This is a genomic window from Nostoc sp. FACHB-110, assembly GCF_014697425.1.
Taxonomy (GTDB): domain Bacteria; phylum Cyanobacteriota; class Cyanobacteriia; order Cyanobacteriales; family Nostocaceae; genus Nostoc_B.
This window is the reverse complement of record NZ_JACJRU010000020.1, coordinates 32,027-48,709: the sequence shown is the minus strand read 5'-3', so window position 1 is coordinate 48,709 and position 16,683 is coordinate 32,027. Positions and strand designations below refer to the sequence as shown.

18 protein-coding genes are annotated in these 16,683 nt (G+C 40.2%); 10 read left to right on the top strand and 8 right to left on the bottom strand.

The window, feature by feature from the left end; translation table 11 throughout:
* Positions 1 to 213 precede the first annotated feature (213 nt).
* A complete protein-coding gene (locus H6G69_RS18705; RefSeq protein ID WP_190690533.1) occupies positions 214 to 909 on the top strand; it encodes a Crp/Fnr family transcriptional regulator in 696 nt (231 codons plus the stop codon).
* On the opposite strand, the gene H6G69_RS18700 is transcribed toward H6G69_RS18705, so the two are convergent.
* A complete protein-coding gene (locus H6G69_RS18700) occupies positions 906 to 1,604 on the bottom strand; it encodes a DJ-1/PfpI family protein (RefSeq protein WP_190690532.1) in 699 nt (232 codons plus the stop codon). The genes H6G69_RS18705 and H6G69_RS18700 overlap by 4 nt on opposite strands.
* Positions 1,605 to 1,691: 87 nt before the next feature.
* Between H6G69_RS18700 and H6G69_RS18695 the strand changes: the two genes are divergently transcribed.
* The 3 genes from H6G69_RS18695 (at position 1,692) to H6G69_RS18685 (ending at position 4,575) form a co-directional block, all read left to right on the top strand.
* The gene (locus tag H6G69_RS18695; RefSeq protein ID WP_190690522.1) at positions 1,692 to 2,405 is read left to right on the top strand and encodes a LuxR C-terminal-related transcriptional regulator; all 714 of its coding nucleotides are present in this window, start codon (positions 1,692 to 1,694) and stop codon (positions 2,403 to 2,405) included.
* A gap of 495 nt (positions 2,406 to 2,900) precedes the next feature.
* Positions 2,901 to 3,821: a tetratricopeptide repeat protein gene (locus tag H6G69_RS18690; protein WP_190690516.1), complete on the top strand. Its 921-nt coding sequence runs from the start codon at positions 2,901 to 2,903 to the stop codon at positions 3,819 to 3,821.
* 385 nt (positions 3,822 to 4,206) lie between these two features.
* Complete coding sequence (locus tag H6G69_RS18685; RefSeq protein ID WP_190690658.1) at positions 4,207 to 4,575, top strand: S-layer homology domain-containing protein; 369 nt, start codon at positions 4,207 to 4,209, stop codon at positions 4,573 to 4,575.
* Positions 4,576 to 4,904: 329 nt separating this feature from the next.
* Here H6G69_RS18685 and H6G69_RS18680 read toward each other — a convergent pair whose 3' ends face one another.
* The 7 genes from H6G69_RS18680 to H6G69_RS18650 form a co-directional block, all read right to left on the bottom strand.
* Entirely contained in the window at positions 4,905 to 5,387 is a 483-nt protein-coding gene (locus H6G69_RS18680) for a DUF4174 domain-containing protein (protein ID WP_190690512.1), read from the bottom strand.
* A 450-nt stretch (positions 5,388 to 5,837) separates the two neighbouring features.
* Positions 5,838 to 9,323 (bottom strand): plasmid replication protein, CyRepA1 family, encoded by a 3,486-nt coding sequence (locus H6G69_RS18675; RefSeq protein WP_190690510.1) that lies wholly within the window; start codon positions 9,321 to 9,323, stop codon positions 5,838 to 5,840.
* A 644-nt stretch (positions 9,324 to 9,967) separates the two neighbouring features.
* Complete coding sequence (locus H6G69_RS18670; protein WP_190690508.1) at positions 9,968 to 10,453, bottom strand: hypothetical protein; 486 nt, start codon at positions 10,451 to 10,453, stop codon at positions 9,968 to 9,970.
* Positions 10,454 to 10,663: 210 nt separating this feature from the next.
* Positions 10,664 to 10,843, bottom strand: a complete 180-nt coding sequence (locus H6G69_RS18665) for a hypothetical protein (RefSeq protein WP_190690507.1) — start codon at positions 10,841 to 10,843, stop codon at positions 10,664 to 10,666.
* A 33-nt stretch (positions 10,844 to 10,876) separates the two neighbouring features.
* Complete coding sequence (locus H6G69_RS18660; protein ID WP_190690505.1) at positions 10,877 to 11,134, bottom strand: hypothetical protein; 258 nt, start codon at positions 11,132 to 11,134, stop codon at positions 10,877 to 10,879.
* Between the two features lie 144 nt (positions 11,135 to 11,278).
* Complete coding sequence (locus H6G69_RS18655; protein WP_190690502.1) at positions 11,279 to 11,602, bottom strand: hypothetical protein; 324 nt, start codon at positions 11,600 to 11,602, stop codon at positions 11,279 to 11,281.
* Positions 11,603 to 11,739: 137 nt separating this feature from the next.
* Positions 11,740 to 11,958, bottom strand: a complete 219-nt coding sequence (locus H6G69_RS18650; RefSeq protein ID WP_199336106.1) for a ribbon-helix-helix domain-containing protein — start codon at positions 11,956 to 11,958, stop codon at positions 11,740 to 11,742.
* A 214-nt stretch (positions 11,959 to 12,172) separates the two neighbouring features.
* Between H6G69_RS18650 and H6G69_RS18645 the strand changes: the two genes are divergently transcribed.
* The 6 genes from H6G69_RS18645 (at position 12,173) to H6G69_RS18620 (ending at position 16,612) form a co-directional block, all read left to right on the top strand.
* Positions 12,173 to 12,433, top strand: a complete 261-nt coding sequence (locus tag H6G69_RS18645) for a hypothetical protein (protein ID WP_190690499.1) — start codon at positions 12,173 to 12,175, stop codon at positions 12,431 to 12,433.
* Positions 12,434 to 12,661, top strand: a complete 228-nt coding sequence (locus H6G69_RS18640; protein ID WP_190690496.1) for a hypothetical protein — start codon at positions 12,434 to 12,436, stop codon at positions 12,659 to 12,661.
* A 317-nt stretch (positions 12,662 to 12,978) separates the two neighbouring features.
* The gene (locus H6G69_RS18635; RefSeq protein WP_190690495.1) at positions 12,979 to 13,176 is read left to right on the top strand and encodes a hypothetical protein; all 198 of its coding nucleotides are present in this window, start codon (positions 12,979 to 12,981) and stop codon (positions 13,174 to 13,176) included.
* Positions 13,173 to 13,439, top strand: a complete 267-nt coding sequence (locus tag H6G69_RS18630; protein WP_190690492.1) for a hypothetical protein — start codon at positions 13,173 to 13,175, stop codon at positions 13,437 to 13,439. The genes H6G69_RS18635 and H6G69_RS18630 overlap by 4 nt, the downstream gene beginning before the upstream one ends.
* Positions 13,440 to 13,532: 93 nt before the next feature.
* A complete protein-coding gene (locus tag H6G69_RS18625) occupies positions 13,533 to 14,339 on the top strand; it encodes a hypothetical protein (protein WP_190690490.1) in 807 nt (268 codons plus the stop codon).
* A complete protein-coding gene (locus tag H6G69_RS18620) occupies positions 14,336 to 16,612 on the top strand; it encodes a hypothetical protein (protein ID WP_190690482.1) in 2,277 nt (758 codons plus the stop codon). The genes H6G69_RS18625 and H6G69_RS18620 overlap by 4 nt, the downstream gene beginning before the upstream one ends.
* The last annotated feature ends 71 nt before the right edge of the window (positions 16,613 to 16,683 follow it).

Sequence of the window (16,683 nt, the reverse complement as noted above, 5' to 3'; positions counted from 1 at the left end):
TAGCGATCGCGGGGAGCAAGTAACGAAGAATAACATTACACAGCTACTTGCTACCATTTATAAACATCGTTAAGTAAACATTTAATTACTATTTATTTAATTGTTTGACTGTAAAAAGCAATCAAGAGTCGCTCCAGTTCGTTGTTAATCAGACCTGCTCTCAAGGATGGTAAAACTTTAAGTTGAGAGAAGAGTCACCGGAGCGTTTTGAAAATGCAAGTTACAGTTGAGCAACTTAAGCAAATTCCACTGTTGTCAGGACTGGAACTGCAACAGCTTTTGGCATTGCAAGCTCATGCTAAAGTCAAGCAATATTTGCCAAGAGAAATAATTTTACATGAGGGCGACTCGTTAGCATCTCAACTGTTTGCTGTTCTAAGTGGCAGAATTGAAATCAAAAAAATAGCAGCCACAGGCAAAGAAACGATTTTGCGAACATTACCCGCCGGAGAAATATTTGCAGCAACTGCGCTGTTAGAGAATGGCATTGCCCCAGCCACTGTTGTCGCACAGCAGGACTGTCAAATTTTGATGGTGGAACGCGCGGCTTTACTGGCACTGATTCACGAAACTCCAGAAGTAGCTTTGCTCCTGATTGCAGTTTTAACGGAGCGTCTTCAGCAATTACATCAAACGGTGCATGGATTAGTTTCTGAACGAGCAATTGTGCGTTTAGCGCAATACCTGAAGTTGTCAGCACTCACGGAAGGAACAGACGTAACACAACAGGGAGAATTGTTGCGAGTGCGTCTACCTTATTATCAAATTGCTCGCAGCATTGGAATTACCTACGAAGAATGTGTCAGACTATTCAAGCAGATTCAGTCGAGTGTCTGTTACAGGCGCGGCGGTAAAATTTTGCTATTAGACCGAGCAAAGTTGGATGCCCTTGCTCAAGGTGAATCTTAAGAATCTAAAGCTAAAGCAGCTTGTTGACTAGCTGCCTTTGATGCTTCAATCAGAGGATTGGCAACTTGAAGAACAGCTTGTATCAAACTATGAGTTGCTTTTTCTGGAGAGCCAAAGCCAAAAGGAGGAGCCGGATTATATTCCAACATCAATTCCAGAAATTTGGCAGTATCCTCTCCAGACAACATAGCAGCAATAGTGAGAGCAAAATCAATCCCGGCTGTCACACCACCACCTGTAATGCGATTACGATCTACCACTACTCTGTGATGGCACACTTCTACACCCATAAGTGTCAGATGTTCTCGAAATGCCCAATGACAAGCAGCACGATATCCTTGAAGTAATCCCGCTGCCGCTAAGATTAAAGAACCAGTACACACAGCAGTCACATACTTAGTGGACTGTGCTTGCTTTTGCAAAAAAGCTAACATTTGGGTATCCTGCATCATTTCTACAGCCCCAAAAACACCCCCAGGAACACACAATACATCGAGTTGCGGACACTCATCAAAGGTAGTAGTCGGGAAAATCGTAAGTCCGCCATTACTCACAACTGGTTGGAGTGTTTTCCACAATAGCAAAACTTGAGTATTGGGCATGGATGCAAACACTTGATGAGGCCCAGTAATATCTAGTTGAGTCATATCAGGATAAATGACTAAACCAATTATATGTTGAGGCTGACTATACATACTTAAATCTAGAGGCTGTAATGATTACAGTTATCCTAGAATGGAATATATTGGCTGCCAATTACCCAGTTGAGTACATTTTGGCTCATGTCTCATACGTTACTAACATTGATTCAAAAAGTCACTAATGCTTCATCAGTGAACCAACTGTGTGGACATTATATGGATGCAGCAGGGGAGTTGTTTGGCAGTCAACACTGGGGGATTTATATACATGGTCAAGCAGGACAACAAAGCACTATTTATCTTAAAGGTTTACCAGATAGTTTTATTGATTACTACTCTAAGGTTGGTGCAGCTTTAGATAAAGTGATGGAGTATGTTGTTTCCCATCATGCACCCGCCCACGAACAAATTATTTTCACGGAAGCCGCTTGGAAGCAAAGTGAACTATATCAAATTGGTTGTGGCAAAATATATGACCACGAACATATCATGACTGGGCCGATTGTTGGAGAAGGAAGGTTAATAGGTACAGTTCAATTTGCCCGCACCAGTGGAAATCCAGCTTATAATACGCAAGAATTGTGGCAATTGAGTGCTATTTGCGCCCATATTTCTGCTAAATTAGCACTTTTACGCTCCCAACACGAGTTATTTCTCCCCAAACAGGAAATTTCTTTAACAGCACGAGAATTACAAATAGCTACTTTGGTAGCTGAAGGTCTGACAAATGCAGAAATTGCAGCAGAGTTATGGATTAGTCAAAATACAGTCAAGCAAACCTTGAAACGTATTTTTCGGAAGCTAGATGTCTCTGCAAGAGCAGAAATGGTTGCACGTCTGCAATTCAGGAAATAGACGTAGAAACTTAAATTAAGCTTTGTAGCTAAGAAGTAAATTTGCTTAGTCCGCCCCAAAAAGCTAACCTTTAGCAGCGATCGCCACACCCAGACCCAATACCTTTCGGTTAAGATATCTCTTCGTTGAGGCAGCAGGGGGGCGGAGGAGCTTCAGGGGCAGGGGAGAGAGTACTTCGTTCCCCCTTGCACCCCTGCACCAAGAGCTTGCCTACACGAGTAAGTTTCTTATCCGAACCGTATTGCTAGCAGGACAATCAAGAGCAATAGCATTTTCTAATTGGCTTTGCTGAATGTCAAAGGTGATAGCACAATAAATTGACAGTATGCACATTATTCGGGATACTTGAAAATCGTCGCTATCCGGGATAGGTGCTAATCTTATATCTTGCCAAAATTGTCTAAGTGCATATACGTTGAGATTTCACTTTTTGACGGATATAACGACAACGTTGGGAATTGTTGATTGAAAAGTAAAATTTGCACTGCTTAAATAATGACCGAAAAAACCAGATTAAACAGCTTAGATAACCTTGAATCTATTGAATTGTATCAGCAGTGCTTAAAAATAGCTTCAGAAGCAGGAGATGACACAGAAAAAGCCAAACTTTTAGCGAAGTTAGGCAATATTTATCAATGTATAGGGGAACAAGAGAAAGCCCTCCAGGTTTATCAGCAATGGTGGGAAACAGCCATCAAAGTTGGAGATAGTGATGCACAAGCTAAGGCATTATCAGGATTAGGCAATGCTTATCAATGCCTGGAACAACCTCAAAAAGCCCTTTGGTATTACCAGCAATGGTTGAGTATTACCAGAAAAATAGGTGATTCAATTGGAGAAGGTATTGCATTAGGTAGCTTAGGCAGTAATTATGAATTGCTGGGAGACTATCAACAAGCGATTCATTGTTACGAGCAGTGGCTAGAGGTTGCAAGAGCAATAGGCGATCGCCGTTGGTCAGCTATGGCGTTAGGTTGTCTAGGTAAAAGCTATGAGTTGTTAAGCCAGTACCCAAAAGCAATCCAGTTTTACCAAATGTGGCTAGAGAGCGCAAGATTAATTGGTGATTGGAAGAGTGAAGGTATCTGTTTATCTGGAATAGCAAATGTGTATGAGTGCTTGGGGCAATATCAAACAGCAATTGAATGCTATCAACAATCTCTAAAGGTAAGAAGAAAAATAGGTGATGATTGTGGAGAAGCAAACACTTGGTTTCACTTAGCTGTAGTTTTAGAAGAAATTAATCAGGAAAGTTCAGCACTAAAAGCTTATGAAAATGCCCGAAAGCTGTATCAAAAAATAGGATTTGATCAGGGGATACAGCATTGTAATGATGCGATGGAATTATTAATACCTAGCTTTGTATTCTGGCGAGGTATAAGCAAGATGTGGCAAGCACTCAAAAGTTGGTTTTAGCAATTGCTCAATTGCGTTGTATAGCGCAGTTTTGTCTTAAACGGTAGAGCCTCATAACAAAAATCCCCTGATACTTCAGGGGCTAAAAAATCAGAAAATAATATCGAAAGCTGATGCAATGTTATCGCTGCCATCTTGTGCAAAAACCTTTCACTATTTGTAATGATGTTAAAGGGCCCCGTTGGGTGAATGGTACAGGCTATGTGGGGGTTATGGGCATAGAGGAGACAGCAAACACACTCTGGAAGTTTTGGCATAATACCAGTTATACTACTTTTTCCTCTAAGAATATTGAAACTGCATTACTGACCACAAACACACAATAATTAGTAGGGGTTGTTAAGGTGAAGGAATAAATAGCTTGGGGCTGCGACCAATGTTGAAGATGTCATCAATTGCTGGCTTGCTTCCATTCGCCACTGTTACAACTACCTTGGCAATGGCAACAATTATTTTCTATCCATCAAAAACTCTGTCACAAATACCAAACAACGAACGCAACACAGTACCCCACACAGGCTGCATATCTGGGTATCCTGATAATACATATCGAGGTTCGCGCCCGGTTACACGTAATGAATTTGCTTTTGGTTTGAATACGTGCCTAAACCAGCTAAATCAAGTTATTCCCGTTAACAGGGCAGATTTAGCAACGAAAGAAGATTTAGAGATTTTGATTAAACGACAAACCCAGTTAAACCAACAACTTCGAGAACTTAACGAGCGAGTTGACACCCCAACATCTACAAAATAAAAAAGGATTTGATATATGCGATAGCGGAAGCACCAGCCGTAGGCATCGCTTGAATTTTTTTAGCAGATACTCCATGCGATCTCACTTAGCAGCACCCCAATTTTCGGATTACTCTTGTACGAGAATTATTAAATGCTGTTGGCGTAGCCGTATTTGCCTCCACGTTCAAGGACGCGTTTGTAGGCAGGTCGCGTATGGATGCGTTTGATAAAATCTTTAATCTTCGGTCGGCTTGAGATAAGTTCGGCTTGTATAGCAACCAATTCCAGAGGAAAGCTCATAATTCTTCAATTAGCCAACGCAAAGTTTCCTTGGCAGACTACTAGTTTCTACCTCGAATAACGCATTTCTTGCTGCCGCATGGGCATAGCGTCAATTTGCTCAAAAATCGCCTTCACTTCAACTGGTGTAGTGTCAGTGCGCTTAACACTACCATCTTTGCCTACCAAAATAACGCAAAAATTTTGTTTATCCACCCCAAAGCGACTTCGCAAATTAGCAGCAGAAGATTCATCTATTAACTGTCCGTTGGCATAGCTTTTTTCTGTTGCCAAAACCTGAACGAGAACTAAATCCCGATCTGTAAAACCGTTTTGGTGCTGGTTAAATAACTGCATCTGTTGCTGATAGGTACGGTTATTAACAGACGGTGCAAAAACTAGTAGCACACGATTTTGCCATTTTTGGGAACTGAGGTTAAATGAAGACATTTTGATGGTGTGGGTTGAGCCTTGGACAGTATCAGCAATGCTGACTGGCGATAGAACTATAGATGCGGTGAAGGTCAGGGCAATTAATACTGAGTTATTCACTTCGGCGGTTGATATGAGCGTTCCATCATTTCAAACTATCATTAGTTTCCCTGCAAGGACTCTATCTGATGATTGAATAAGTGTGATGCTTACCCTCAAGAGCATAGACGGCATCGCTGCTAGGGTGTTTATCCTCGCTTGAATTTCAGGAGACAGGCACTCGCATAGCCAATCTTAAGTAGACTTCTGGAAGAATAAGTAGGTCGGTGTAAATAATTATTGTTGGAATAAGGCAGGGGGCAGGGAGAGAAAGCGTTTGGGCCTTATTTACTTCTCTTCACATAGTTTGGTTTTATTGCATCGACTTACTTAGCGTTGAGTCAAGGGCTAACAGATCGTGAAGAAGGTGTGCCTTCTTAAAAGTTTCAAAAACGTTGTTTTTTTGAGAACTGCGTTTAGATATGGTATTTCAGTAGGATAGCGATCGCAGTTGATGAGTTGACTGCATTTTTAGCCTGTGGCAGTAACTAACCAATCGCAGACCACAGATTTACATCCGTTGGCAAAGTTAACAGCCACCATGAACTGCCCCAAGTATCCATTCCAAAACGGCTCACCGTCAGCCACGCCAACACTCTCACCGATTTTGTCCACTAGCTGTTGATAAAACTTCCCGGCATTTTCCCTTCCTTGCTGCAATTTCAGCTTTAACCCAGTCCACAGCTTTGATTGATTGCCTGTCTGTATTTCGACATTATGAAGCGACTCATGATTGTCAGGCTTGATTGGATGTTCCATACCCAAGTGATTTTTATATATATAAGAAATACTCTGAGGGTGTGGAACGCTATCAAATGCCGATAGTGACACATTTGAGAGAATTTCTGGAGTTGGTGCTGCTGCTGTTTGCATTGGTGTCAGACATTGTTGATCTGAATCACTGTTTTGAATTGCTGCTATTTGTGCTTTTTCTATGACTCCTGCCAAAGTTGGCGTTGGGGCCTGCTTGTCTATGTGAGCCATGATTGCTTGTAGCATTTCCCAATGCTGGCGATTTAGCTGATAAATATTGCCTTTTTTGCGAGTTTTTGTACTTTCGCGCTCAATACACAGGGTATCCAGAATTGACCCAAGTATTGCACTATTGCTGACTTTAAACGCGCCATTCTCGCTTTTGACCAACGAAACTGTAAAACCTAGTAGACGTTTAATCCTGGCTCGATTCTCGCGTGCTAGGTCTGCCACTGCCACAACTTCTGAAGAATTATTGGTGTACCTCCATCCTTGTACTAGTTTCTCGATGATTTCAGGAATACCTAACTCACAAAGTAACTGCCGCTTTGCTGCATAAAAACTCTGGTCGCCGATATCTGGGTTATATTGGCGATCTGTCAGGTCGTAAGCTACAGATGTAGGTTTGTCACCAAGCAAAATTTTCAGCATTTTTGCGCCGTGTGTCAGGTTCTTAGTGCGTTGCAACTTGACAATATCTTCTGTAATCAAGAGACCAGTGTCCCAGTACAGTCGTGTTTTTTCCAGTCGGTCACGTTCTGCGCGGTTGAGGTTGCCACTGTTAATCATGGCTTTCATAAATTCTGCCTCGCTCATCAGTTGGGACTGAGCGATCGCCTGATCTTTGGCTGATTTAATTTGTTTTTTTTGTTCTAGATAAAAGTTGCCCTCATCAGTAGTCAAAGGTTTGTCATTATCGTTTGACTCAATTTTCAAAGTAAAACCAGCATCAACCAATAAATCATGTAGCGTAGAGGAGGGATTTGCAATACTAGCATTTGCACGCGCAATAATGCCTAGCTTATGTTGAATCCAGGGCAAATCGTCAGGGCTAATGTCACCTTGAGCAGTCGGTAAAATTCCCTGTTCTATTAAGGGGCCTATTTGGTCAATTGATGCAATTAATTTATCAGTATCTTGCACATTTTTCAATAAATCAGAAAGTAAAATATCTTGGTCAATTTCTAATCTTCTACATTTGGGATTTATCCAAACTGCTATTTCACATTCAAGACGATAACGAAAAAGCATTTGCGCTTGATCTGAAGCACTTAAAACATCACCAGAATAGAAAGCATAACATTTTTCAAAGTGGGACTTTTCAAAACTTAATGCTGTTCCCATTGTCATGGTGTAACCTAGTATTTGATAATCTGTATAGATTTCATCAGCTTTTTGAATTAATTCCTTAATTCCCGGCTCATTACTGTTATCACCATGAGCGAAAAACATTGATTTATCAGGTATCCCCGCTAATAATAATTGCTGTTCAATGGCTAATAAATCTGTTTTATTTTCACAAGGGATGATGATGTTATGACCAGCTTTAGCAGCATTGATTAATTTGGTTAGTACCTCATCCTTATTTTTATTACAGTTAAATAATATTGGTTGACGATTAATACCTTTTTTCCCTTTATGGTGAATCAGAAAAGCTGGATGATTATCACGGCGTACTTGTTCAAGGTAGTTTAAAGTTCTATCACACAAATCACGGTCGCTACCAATGACATAAACAGCATTTTTTATCAGCCATTCTAGCTTGACTCGTGCTTTTACTCTTAGTGTACCTTTCAGGTTGGTATTAGTTTGAATTGACCTTAAAACCTGCTCTATTTCATCAAGAATTAAGATAAATGGTTCGGATTTAGTCCATTTTTCGGGGTCAAACATGGCAGCTAAAGAGATATCTGTAATAGCTAACCTAGAAGCAGATGTTACACCTAATTGTAAATCTTTTAATTCGTGATGATGGAAACAATCAAACTTAGGCGCAGTGTTAGAAAGTAAGGCATTTAAATGAGCAACTTGGATAATTTTATATGGCCACTGCCGACACCAAGCACTTAGTAAAAAGCTCTTACCTATACCCCAATCACCTTTTATCCCAATGATTCCCGGTGGTATACTTTGAAGTTGAATTGAAGGGAGAAACCCACTTTCAATGCTTATTTGGGCAGTCCGCGTCAAGTTAAATTTAGCAATATGCTGACGCTGAATTTCGTATTGGCCTTTTGGGTCTTTTTGAAAAAATTCTTCTGTTTCTTGAGCAACTTCACTTGTAACTACTACCGCATCCTTAGAAAGTGCTATTTCAGTGTTGAGTGCTTGAAGTAACTCATTATTCGGTATTACTTTTGCTGCAACCCAATCAGCAATGTCACCACCAGGAGGACACTGCGGCCATAATCTCAAGGGGTCAATGACAACAAAAGGAAGCCCAATCTTAGCTGCGGCAATTGCCAACTTTTGCGCCTTTTTCCGACCTGGTTCGTCATTGTCGGGGAAATACACAACACCAACAACGCCACAATCTTTAATTTCTTGCAGTCCCAGCAAAAGCAATTCATCAGACCAGCTACCACCTTGGAAAGTGAAACTCACTAATTGAAGAACCGAGCGAGTCATGTCAACGCACTTCTCACCCTCATTTCCTAATACCCATTTGCCTGCGCCAAAGGAGCGTATTTCATCAATGCGGTAAGGATACCAAGTTTGATCTCCCTTGCCCTTTGCTACTTCACCATCAGCAGTTCGGTGGTAAGGAATCGTTATTTTACTGCGGTCTGACTTTTCAATTCTCAGCACCCACTGATTAGGAGAGTATGGGTAGGTGATTTCAAAATTTCTACCTCTGGCAATTTTGGCAGGTGGGCTAACTGGGTGCGGTAACGTGGAGAGCGCGATCTCACCTTTTGGTATTGGTGCAGCATCTGGTAATTTTGGCGTTTGTTCTACACGCTGAAGTTTCTTATTGATATAAGGGGGCGTTAGAACAGCTCCACCTATGACTTCTGCCCAAGGGCGAATAGCTTCTCTGATCTGAGAACTAGCGCATTCCTGCCCCCAACAGTGATACTTGCCGCTTTTGGGGTCAATTGTCAAGCTGCCTTCGCACACCGGACACACATAACGGTGCTTACCTTTTTTGGGGGTCAGCTGATCTATAAAATTTCTAATGTCGAACTGCTCTAAGGAGGTCATAGTTTGACCCCCTTTGTTGCGAGCGCTCTAACTTCTAAGCAATCGTACTCTTTGCCATGAATTTGAATTGTTTTTTCTTGTAGCACTTTTGTAAACTCCGATAATGTTTGCGTTCATCGGAGCTACCCACTTTTATCGGGTATTAGGTCTAAACCAATTCGCAATTCGCAATTCGCAATTCGCAATTACGAAAGTCTAACAGCATCTAGGTTTTTAGCCTTGAATCTGTTGCCCAATTTTAGAGAATTAGTATAATTCGTAACTGGCAATTAAGAAAATTAGGTATTACAAGAGTTTCAGCCTTGTAAAAGTCACATTCTTTTCGTGAATTGGGATGACAACTTATTCCTATTCTCCAAAACTAAGCAACAGATGGAAGCTCTTAAAGTCTTGCTAAATCTAAGTTTTCCAATTGCGAATTGGGTTAGCGACGTTCGTGTAGCGTCTCCCTTTGGGAGAAGGAGCGTCATTGCGCGCTTGGTATTACTCCCATTACCCGGATGTGGGGCGAAACTAGCTCTTGCTAAAACCAATGAGGTTTTAACTATGCTAATTTGCCCACGTTATGCAGACATTGTTACACTCAAATTGGTATAATATGCGGTTTGCTACTTTTTGAGCAGATGATGTCTGCTGATGGGTAGCTAACCGATTTCCTCTTTGCTATTTTGATTTTCAAAATGCAACTGACCGTCTGAAATATTTGTAGATGATGGCAGTTTGGCTGTGTTATTAATTCCTAACAGTTGTTGGAAGAATTCCCATACTTGAGTTTGTGTAGTTCCGATAGACTTCTGATACCCAGCATGAGTTAAAGGGGCAGGGGAGTAGGGGAGAATTTTCTGCAAGTTATTTTCCCTTTGCACCTTTGCATCTTGGTGTTCTTCTGCTCTGTTGCTTCTAGGGTGAATAGAAGGAAATGTTAACTTATCTTTATAAATTAAGCCACTATCTTTAAATTTACTTATGAAGATAGTTGTGTTTGTGAAATTTAGCATTGGTAAATGACCACATTGAGGGAATTTTGTAACAAAATGATGCACTTTTTTTTGTGTTTTCCAAAAAAAAAGAGCGTAGTTGACCGCCCCTTGTGGTAACATTGCCTCAAGGGTGGAGTCATGGTGGAGCATGGTGGAGTCCAGTAAAGTCCTCTAGATTCGTAAGCCTTTATTAGTCATCAAGATTAGGTTTATTGACCCTCAGAAAGTCCGCCTATCTTTTTGTCTAACGGCCCCCTTAAATTTGATTGCCTGAATATAACTGTTTGCCTAGCTCATCCTCCGTTTGATATAGGTTGGTATCAGCTTGGTGAAAAACCGATGTAAATAGGTTATCACTCTTCATATCTCTGTCAAAGAAAAATTTTTGATACTTTGTAGCTTATTTTCTCCATTCTTCACTCTTGGCAATGAAATCAGCTTATAGGCGAGTAGCCTTTGGGTGATGAAGTTGGATTGTGTATTTTTTTCATCACAACCCAATGCCACCGTTGTGATCGCACCAAGATTGAGGATTTCCATTTTTGGTTAGCTTGCTGAGGCTTTTAAGCATTTTTACTTACCAGCCTCCAACATCTTAGCGACTGTCTCTGAGTCAAATTGATTTAGGGCTTCCACTAATTCCTGAAACCGTCGATATTTGTCCTCTGCCCATTGGTCAGGGATATACCCCAACACCTCGCAGAATTTGAGGTAATCTGTACGCCAATGAAAATTGCCTAAAAAGGTCTTAAAAGCTTCAGCAATGCCTAATGATTCTAAACTAGGGTTGGGTTGCTGCTCGGTAGCGTTGCTCTGTAGATTTTCCGACATATTAAGAATTGCGATCGAGTCGTTTGACAAAGGTTGACCGAATCAAGAAAAAGTAAGAAATGAGATGCGTAGCAATCTGTTAAAGGGTTTGGTGGTAAGGGTTGTTGTCGCCAATACTGCGAAAGAGCATTGCGCGGTCGTGGCTTATTCAAACCTTCTAATTATCTGCAAAATCATAGACTCAAGCCTGTTTAATGCCGCTTCAATTGACCTTTGGTTATTCTCAAAATTCTGTTGATGACGCTCAAAGTTCTGCTGGTGACGTTCGGTTGATTCGTGTAATTCCAACAAAACATCATCCATCACAGCATTTCTAGCTAGAACGTTTTGTGCTGTGCTGATGTAATCGTTTAACTGTTGCTGTGTATTAGCTTGGCTATTGCTCAAAGTTATTTGATTTATTGCAACACGTTCTAACAATGCCTCAATTCGGTCAAGTCGGCTTTGTTGTTCTGGTGTATCAGTCATTTTCCTGCCTCAATCATTTTGGCGATCGCCACTTAGCTTGTGCTAGTAGCCCCTTTTAAAGCCTTGAGACTGGCAACTTCCTGAGAGAGTGTGCCAAGTCGTTGGTAAATATCTTACATTTGGGTTTAAGTCGTGACTTAAGCTCCTGTTGAGCGTTTGTAGGGATTAGGAAACTCTTCTGGATAACATTCCCTTATGTATTGTTCGACTACAAAGGCGGCAAGGTTAGCTGTAGCTCTCCCTTCCATATCTGCTCTTTGTTCTAGCAGTTCATAAACCCTAGCTGGCAGCACAATAGTAGTTCTTTTAGTGGCAGGTAACTGTTTATCGGGCATTTCAATAATCTGTGCTTGCATATCTTGTCACCTTATTATGTGCTGTCAGCGATAGTTATTTTAGGTTTAACATAACATCCTATGTTTTAAGCATAATAGACTATGTACATAACTTATAGTCTTATTGCTCAACTATAAGTAACATACATAGATATTGTGCTTTTAGCATAGAATATTATGTTATCCTATGAAAGTGAGTGAAAAGCTGTGAAATACACCTCACCTGTTAACAGCAATGAGAGTAAGCATTAAACCCCACTTACAGCCGTATTTCCGAGCTTTACAAGAGCAAATGGAATGTTCTAACCCAACAGAGGCATTAAATCACCTGTTGATGGATTTAAAACGCCAGGGGTACGCCTTTTTAGAAGGTTATCAGTACAAACCTGAAATAATTCTTCAGCAACCAAAACAGCCACTACCGCAAGATGACATTCCACAGAACGAAGATCCGTTTATCCAAAGATTGCTTGAAATTGGAATAGAGGAATTTTGAATGACTCAGATCCTCAGTGTGGAAGAAATTCTGCTCCTTCTCAAAGGCACAGATGTAGTCCTAAGGATGCTACAAGCTCAATCAGAATACAGGAATATAGAAACTACCGAAGAGTTCAATAGCTCAAACGACTTTAATCTGCTTGATGTGATTAATACGTTGGGTGAAGTTGTAGAAGCTATTGAAAGATTTCAATCTGCTCAAAATCCTGAAGGTAATGGATTGTAAACACGAAGTTCCTTGTTGCTATTTGCTGAAATTGTCCGAGCCTCTAGGAACAGAAAAGCATTCAGCTAAATACTATTTAGGCTCTTGCGGCAATTTGAATAAACGTTTAGTTCAACATAAACAAAGTACAGCCGTAACTTTTACTCGTGCAGCCAGAAATAGAGGGATTGGTTTTGAAGTTGTCCAAATGTAGGTAAGTTCAACCTTACAAGCGGCCCGACAACTAGAAAACAAACTTAAAAAGTATAAAAACCATGCGAAATTACTACATTCCAAGAAGTTCTCTAAAACTCAAAACAATTTCAAAAGAATTGAAAATGGCTAATAGCGTTTTCCATAAAACTACATTCAGACAAGATTTAACACAGATTGTTGAAGCAATACAGCATCTGAAAAAGACTTATCCGACTCGCTGGCAAGAAACTTGTCAGCAAGCACTTGATGACGGAGAGCTAACACTCTCAGATGCTTTATCAGGCTTAGTTACAGCACAAATGCTTGTGGAGGATTCATGAATAATTTACACTTGCTCGAATGCTCTACTCTACTTAGTTATAGACAGACTTATCAGATAAAAGGTGTCTTATATCGTTTTGTCAGTAAAGATGGTTCAATCCAGCATCCTCAGTATATTTTTCGTCCTTTAGCAGGGCAAAAGAAGAAGGCAGACTTAAGACTCAATCATCAAAAACTTCTTACTCAATGCTATGTAGTTCCTGGAATATCTGCAAAAGCTGAAGTTACAAGTATGAAAGTGGTTCAAATGACTCTTTTCTAAAAGGAGAGCGAACGCAAAGATATCTATCAATGCGTTCGCTCCTGTGCCTAAGTAAAATCCCGCCAGAGATAATACAAAAAGGATTCTAACATTATGCCGCCAAAGAAAAATCCAATCACAGACCCTACAGGAGAAAAAGCATCTGCTAAAACTGCCCAAGAAGCTGACAAGAGAACAAGGCAAAGATTGAAATCTAAGGGTGATAACCAAGCTACTACTCTACAGAAAGCTGCTCAAAAAATTGCTGATACAACTAAAAATGTTGAAGCTTCTCCTAAAAATGTAACTACAGTTATCGGAACAGTCACAAATTCTTTTGGCAATGTAGTTGAATCTATCCTAATTGCCCCTTCTAAAACTGCTACAACTATTAAGTCTCATGATGCTTATGGCGGGTTATCTTTACCAACATTTGAGCCGCAAAGTTTTTTAGCAGGTGATTTATTTGTTGATAGCTCTACATTACCTAGAACCTCAAAGTTAGAGGCAGATGCAATTGTTGAAAGCATCGAAGAGAAGCGACAAACATTAAGAGTAGTAGGAGCAAATTTAGACCTAAATACTGATGTTCTTAAGACTGGTGTGAAATCCGAGAAAATGACTCAAGCTGCCATTGATTATGGTATAGCCAAGGTGAATACAGATACTAAATTGACTCAGTTTGAAACGGCTGAAGTTCAATATGAAATAGGTTTGACCAAGTTAGACCAAACCCGTGAAAAACTAGTTCATGAGCAAGTAACTCTAGAAGGTTTGAGAAATGAAACTGACCAGCGTAAACGTTTCTGGCAAGAAAAATATGCGCTTGGTGAATCAAGAATTAAGCAAGTACAACTAGCTAAATATCAATTAGATGCCAAAATTGGAGCTATTGAAGTTGAGGGAGAAACAGCAGAATGAGCGACTTTAAAGATTTAAAAAACCGTGTAATTATTTCTTCTTTAGGTACAGCCTCTCTAGGTGTATTTTTATGGTTTACACCTGCCAAGCCTTTGACAAACTGGATAATTGCTGCCTCTATAGGTGGATTAGTTTCAGCCGAATTAATTACCCATAAAGCTGAGAAGTGCTGCAAGAGAAAAATACTAAATCTTGAGAATGAAGCTGATAATTTAAAGATAAATTTAAAAGCTGAACGAGATTTAAACCTTTGCCAACAAGCAGAGTTAACAAATAAAGAAAGTCTTTTGGCTAACTCTGCTTTAGCATACAAAATCTTGTCTCAAGGGAAAGAAAAATTAGAAGTTAGTCTGGCAACTCTGGCAAAAGAACTAGAAAATTATCGGCTTCAAATTAAATCTTTGCAAGTTGCTAATGGAGAAACAGCGACAGAAATAATGCAAGATAGTTTTCAAGAGTTTCAGTCAGGGTTGAATGCTCTAATTAGCTCTCTCAACAGACGATATCCTAATCTAAATAAGGATTGGTCAGCATTGAGCAACCAATTTGATGTAATCATCAAATTATTTGCTGCCAAAGTTAGCACAATAATTAGCCAAACAAACGCCAAAGACTTAATAGAAATGTCTTTGGCTATGCAGCATGAGATTATTTCTACTGGCTCAATGTTAAAAGTCAAAGCTTATAAATCTGTCATAACTTATTTGACAAGAGAATTTGATGAAGTAGTTTTCAAAAATGAACATGAAGAAATCATCCAAGAATTAAACGCTTCATGGCAAGCTAAAAATCAGGAAATCGTCAGAACTTACCAGAATAACTTTGAAGCAATCAAACAAGAATTTAACCTTGTAGCTGAAACTGTGATAACTGGCTACCAAGAAGATTTTAAGAGCATTGTTGATGAAGGCATGAGTCAAGCCGAACAGATAGAAGAATTACAAAAACATATTTTAGGGTTACAGAAAAAGCTAGAACAATCGAGTAAGCCTCATCGCTTTCCCGCCGCAGTAGAGCAATCGAGAGTCGGCAATGCAATTATTGATTATTACTATCGTGCTGGCATTACCTTAGACGCTATCGATTGGGATGATAACGAAACTGGATATAAACTCATGTTCCATGTCGGGCGTAACGGTTCGAGATTTATTAGTGTTGATATTCTGAATACTAACGATGCGCCGCAGAAACTTAAGGAAGTATCGGGAGCGATTAACACGCCTGAATTCAAGCTTAATACTAGGGGCGGCCATGCGGTTTTGGACATCCAAACACGACATCCTAAAAAGAAAGATGTATCACGAGAGGAAATCGACGCTTTATGGATAGGAGCCAAAAAGTTTGAAAGCTATGTTCGGCGTTGGGAACGGGTAAGAATTACGGCTGGCAGCACCGGGGGTAAATCACCGACAGCCAAAAATCTGGCGTTGGCAATCATAAAATCTCGCCAGGGTAAAGGTGAAATTCGCCTCTATGATCCTCAGCATGGCTCTAAGAAAGATTTTTGGGATATGCCCAAGGCTGGCACGAGCCACGAGGATAATGTAGAGGGCATGAAAGAACTATGTCAGCTATTGGACGACCGCACCAAAGCCAAGAAGGGGAATAATCAATTTATCCTTTACATTTTTGATGAGATTGATTCAACTATTGCCAAGTACAGGAGTGATGGTTACGCAGTTAAGGACTTGGTGGTTTATTCGTTATCGCAAGGTTCACACCAAGATTTAGGCGTGATTTACATTGGTCAGGCTGCTGATGCCAACACAATACCAGGGATGTCTCACTCTCAATGGAATAACGCTGTACAACTACATATCGGTTCAAATGCTGGTATCTGGTTGGACAAAGCAACCACCATCACTACAGAAGATAAAAATCGTCTACGGGAGAAGTACCGCAAGATTCAAGAATTTTGCGATCGCATGAATGAAGAGTTGGGGTTGGATGTTTATACGGATGCTGCTGCTTATAGATTCGCTTTAGCAGTACCTCTAACAGGAATACCTCAATTCATCCAGTTACCTGCTTTTGATAGCTATGACTATCACGAGGTAATGAGTACAAATACTTACAATGGCTTAAATATTAATATTAATCAATCGCCTTCTTTAACAACCACAGAGCAAGTTTTATCAACTAAAATCCAGTGTCCAGAATGCGGTTCTGAGAACTTTAAATTGAATGGAAAAACCCAAAGCCGTCAGCCTATTCAAAAGTATCAATGTAAAGACTGTAAGCATAACTATAAAGCCTCAGACTTAATTAACTAATAGTAATTACCTAAAGATTGGAGGTTGCTGTAAAGAATGCTAATTGTGTGTCAGCAACAGAGCGAACCTGA

Bases quoted from the DNA above. Each gene is read 5' to 3' on its own strand.
- H6G69_RS18700 (WP_190690532.1), bottom strand. From the start codon at position 1,604: ATGTATAGTCAGCCTCAACATATAATTGGTTTAGTCATTTATCCTGAT.
- H6G69_RS18630 (WP_190690492.1), top strand. From the start codon at position 13,173: ATGAATAATTTACACTTGCTCGAATGCTCTACTCTACTTAGTTATAGA.
- H6G69_RS18645 (WP_190690499.1), top strand. From the start codon at position 12,173: ATGAGAGTAAGCATTAAACCCCACTTACAGCCGTATTTCCGAGCTTTA.
- H6G69_RS18620 (WP_190690482.1), top strand. From the start codon at position 14,336: ATGAGCGACTTTAAAGATTTAAAAAACCGTGTAATTATTTCTTCTTTA.
- H6G69_RS18650 (WP_199336106.1), bottom strand. From the start codon at position 11,958: ATGCAAGCACAGATTATTGAAATGCCCGATAAACAGTTACCTGCCACT.
- H6G69_RS18705 (WP_190690533.1), top strand. From the start codon at position 214: ATGCAAGTTACAGTTGAGCAACTTAAGCAAATTCCACTGTTGTCAGGA.
- H6G69_RS18670 (WP_190690508.1), bottom strand. From the start codon at position 10,453: ATGCTCCACCATGACTCCACCCTTGAGGCAATGTTACCACAAGGGGCG.
- H6G69_RS18685 (WP_190690658.1), top strand. From the start codon at position 4,207: ATGTCATCAATTGCTGGCTTGCTTCCATTCGCCACTGTTACAACTACC.
- H6G69_RS18675 (WP_190690510.1), bottom strand. From the start codon at position 9,323: ATGACCTCCTTAGAGCAGTTCGACATTAGAAATTTTATAGATCAGCTG.
- H6G69_RS18625 (WP_190690490.1), top strand. From the start codon at position 13,533: ATGCCGCCAAAGAAAAATCCAATCACAGACCCTACAGGAGAAAAAGCA.
- H6G69_RS18655 (WP_190690502.1), bottom strand. From the start codon at position 11,602: ATGACTGATACACCAGAACAACAAAGCCGACTTGACCGAATTGAGGCA.
- H6G69_RS18640 (WP_190690496.1), top strand. From the start codon at position 12,434: ATGACTCAGATCCTCAGTGTGGAAGAAATTCTGCTCCTTCTCAAAGGC.
- H6G69_RS18660 (WP_190690505.1), bottom strand. From the start codon at position 11,134: ATGTCGGAAAATCTACAGAGCAACGCTACCGAGCAGCAACCCAACCCT.
- H6G69_RS18695 (WP_190690522.1), top strand. From the start codon at position 1,692: ATGTCTCATACGTTACTAACATTGATTCAAAAAGTCACTAATGCTTCA.
- H6G69_RS18665 (WP_190690507.1), bottom strand. From the start codon at position 10,843: ATGGAAATCCTCAATCTTGGTGCGATCACAACGGTGGCATTGGGTTGT.
- H6G69_RS18690 (WP_190690516.1), top strand. From the start codon at position 2,901: ATGACCGAAAAAACCAGATTAAACAGCTTAGATAACCTTGAATCTATT.
- H6G69_RS18635 (WP_190690495.1), top strand. From the start codon at position 12,979: ATGGCTAATAGCGTTTTCCATAAAACTACATTCAGACAAGATTTAACA.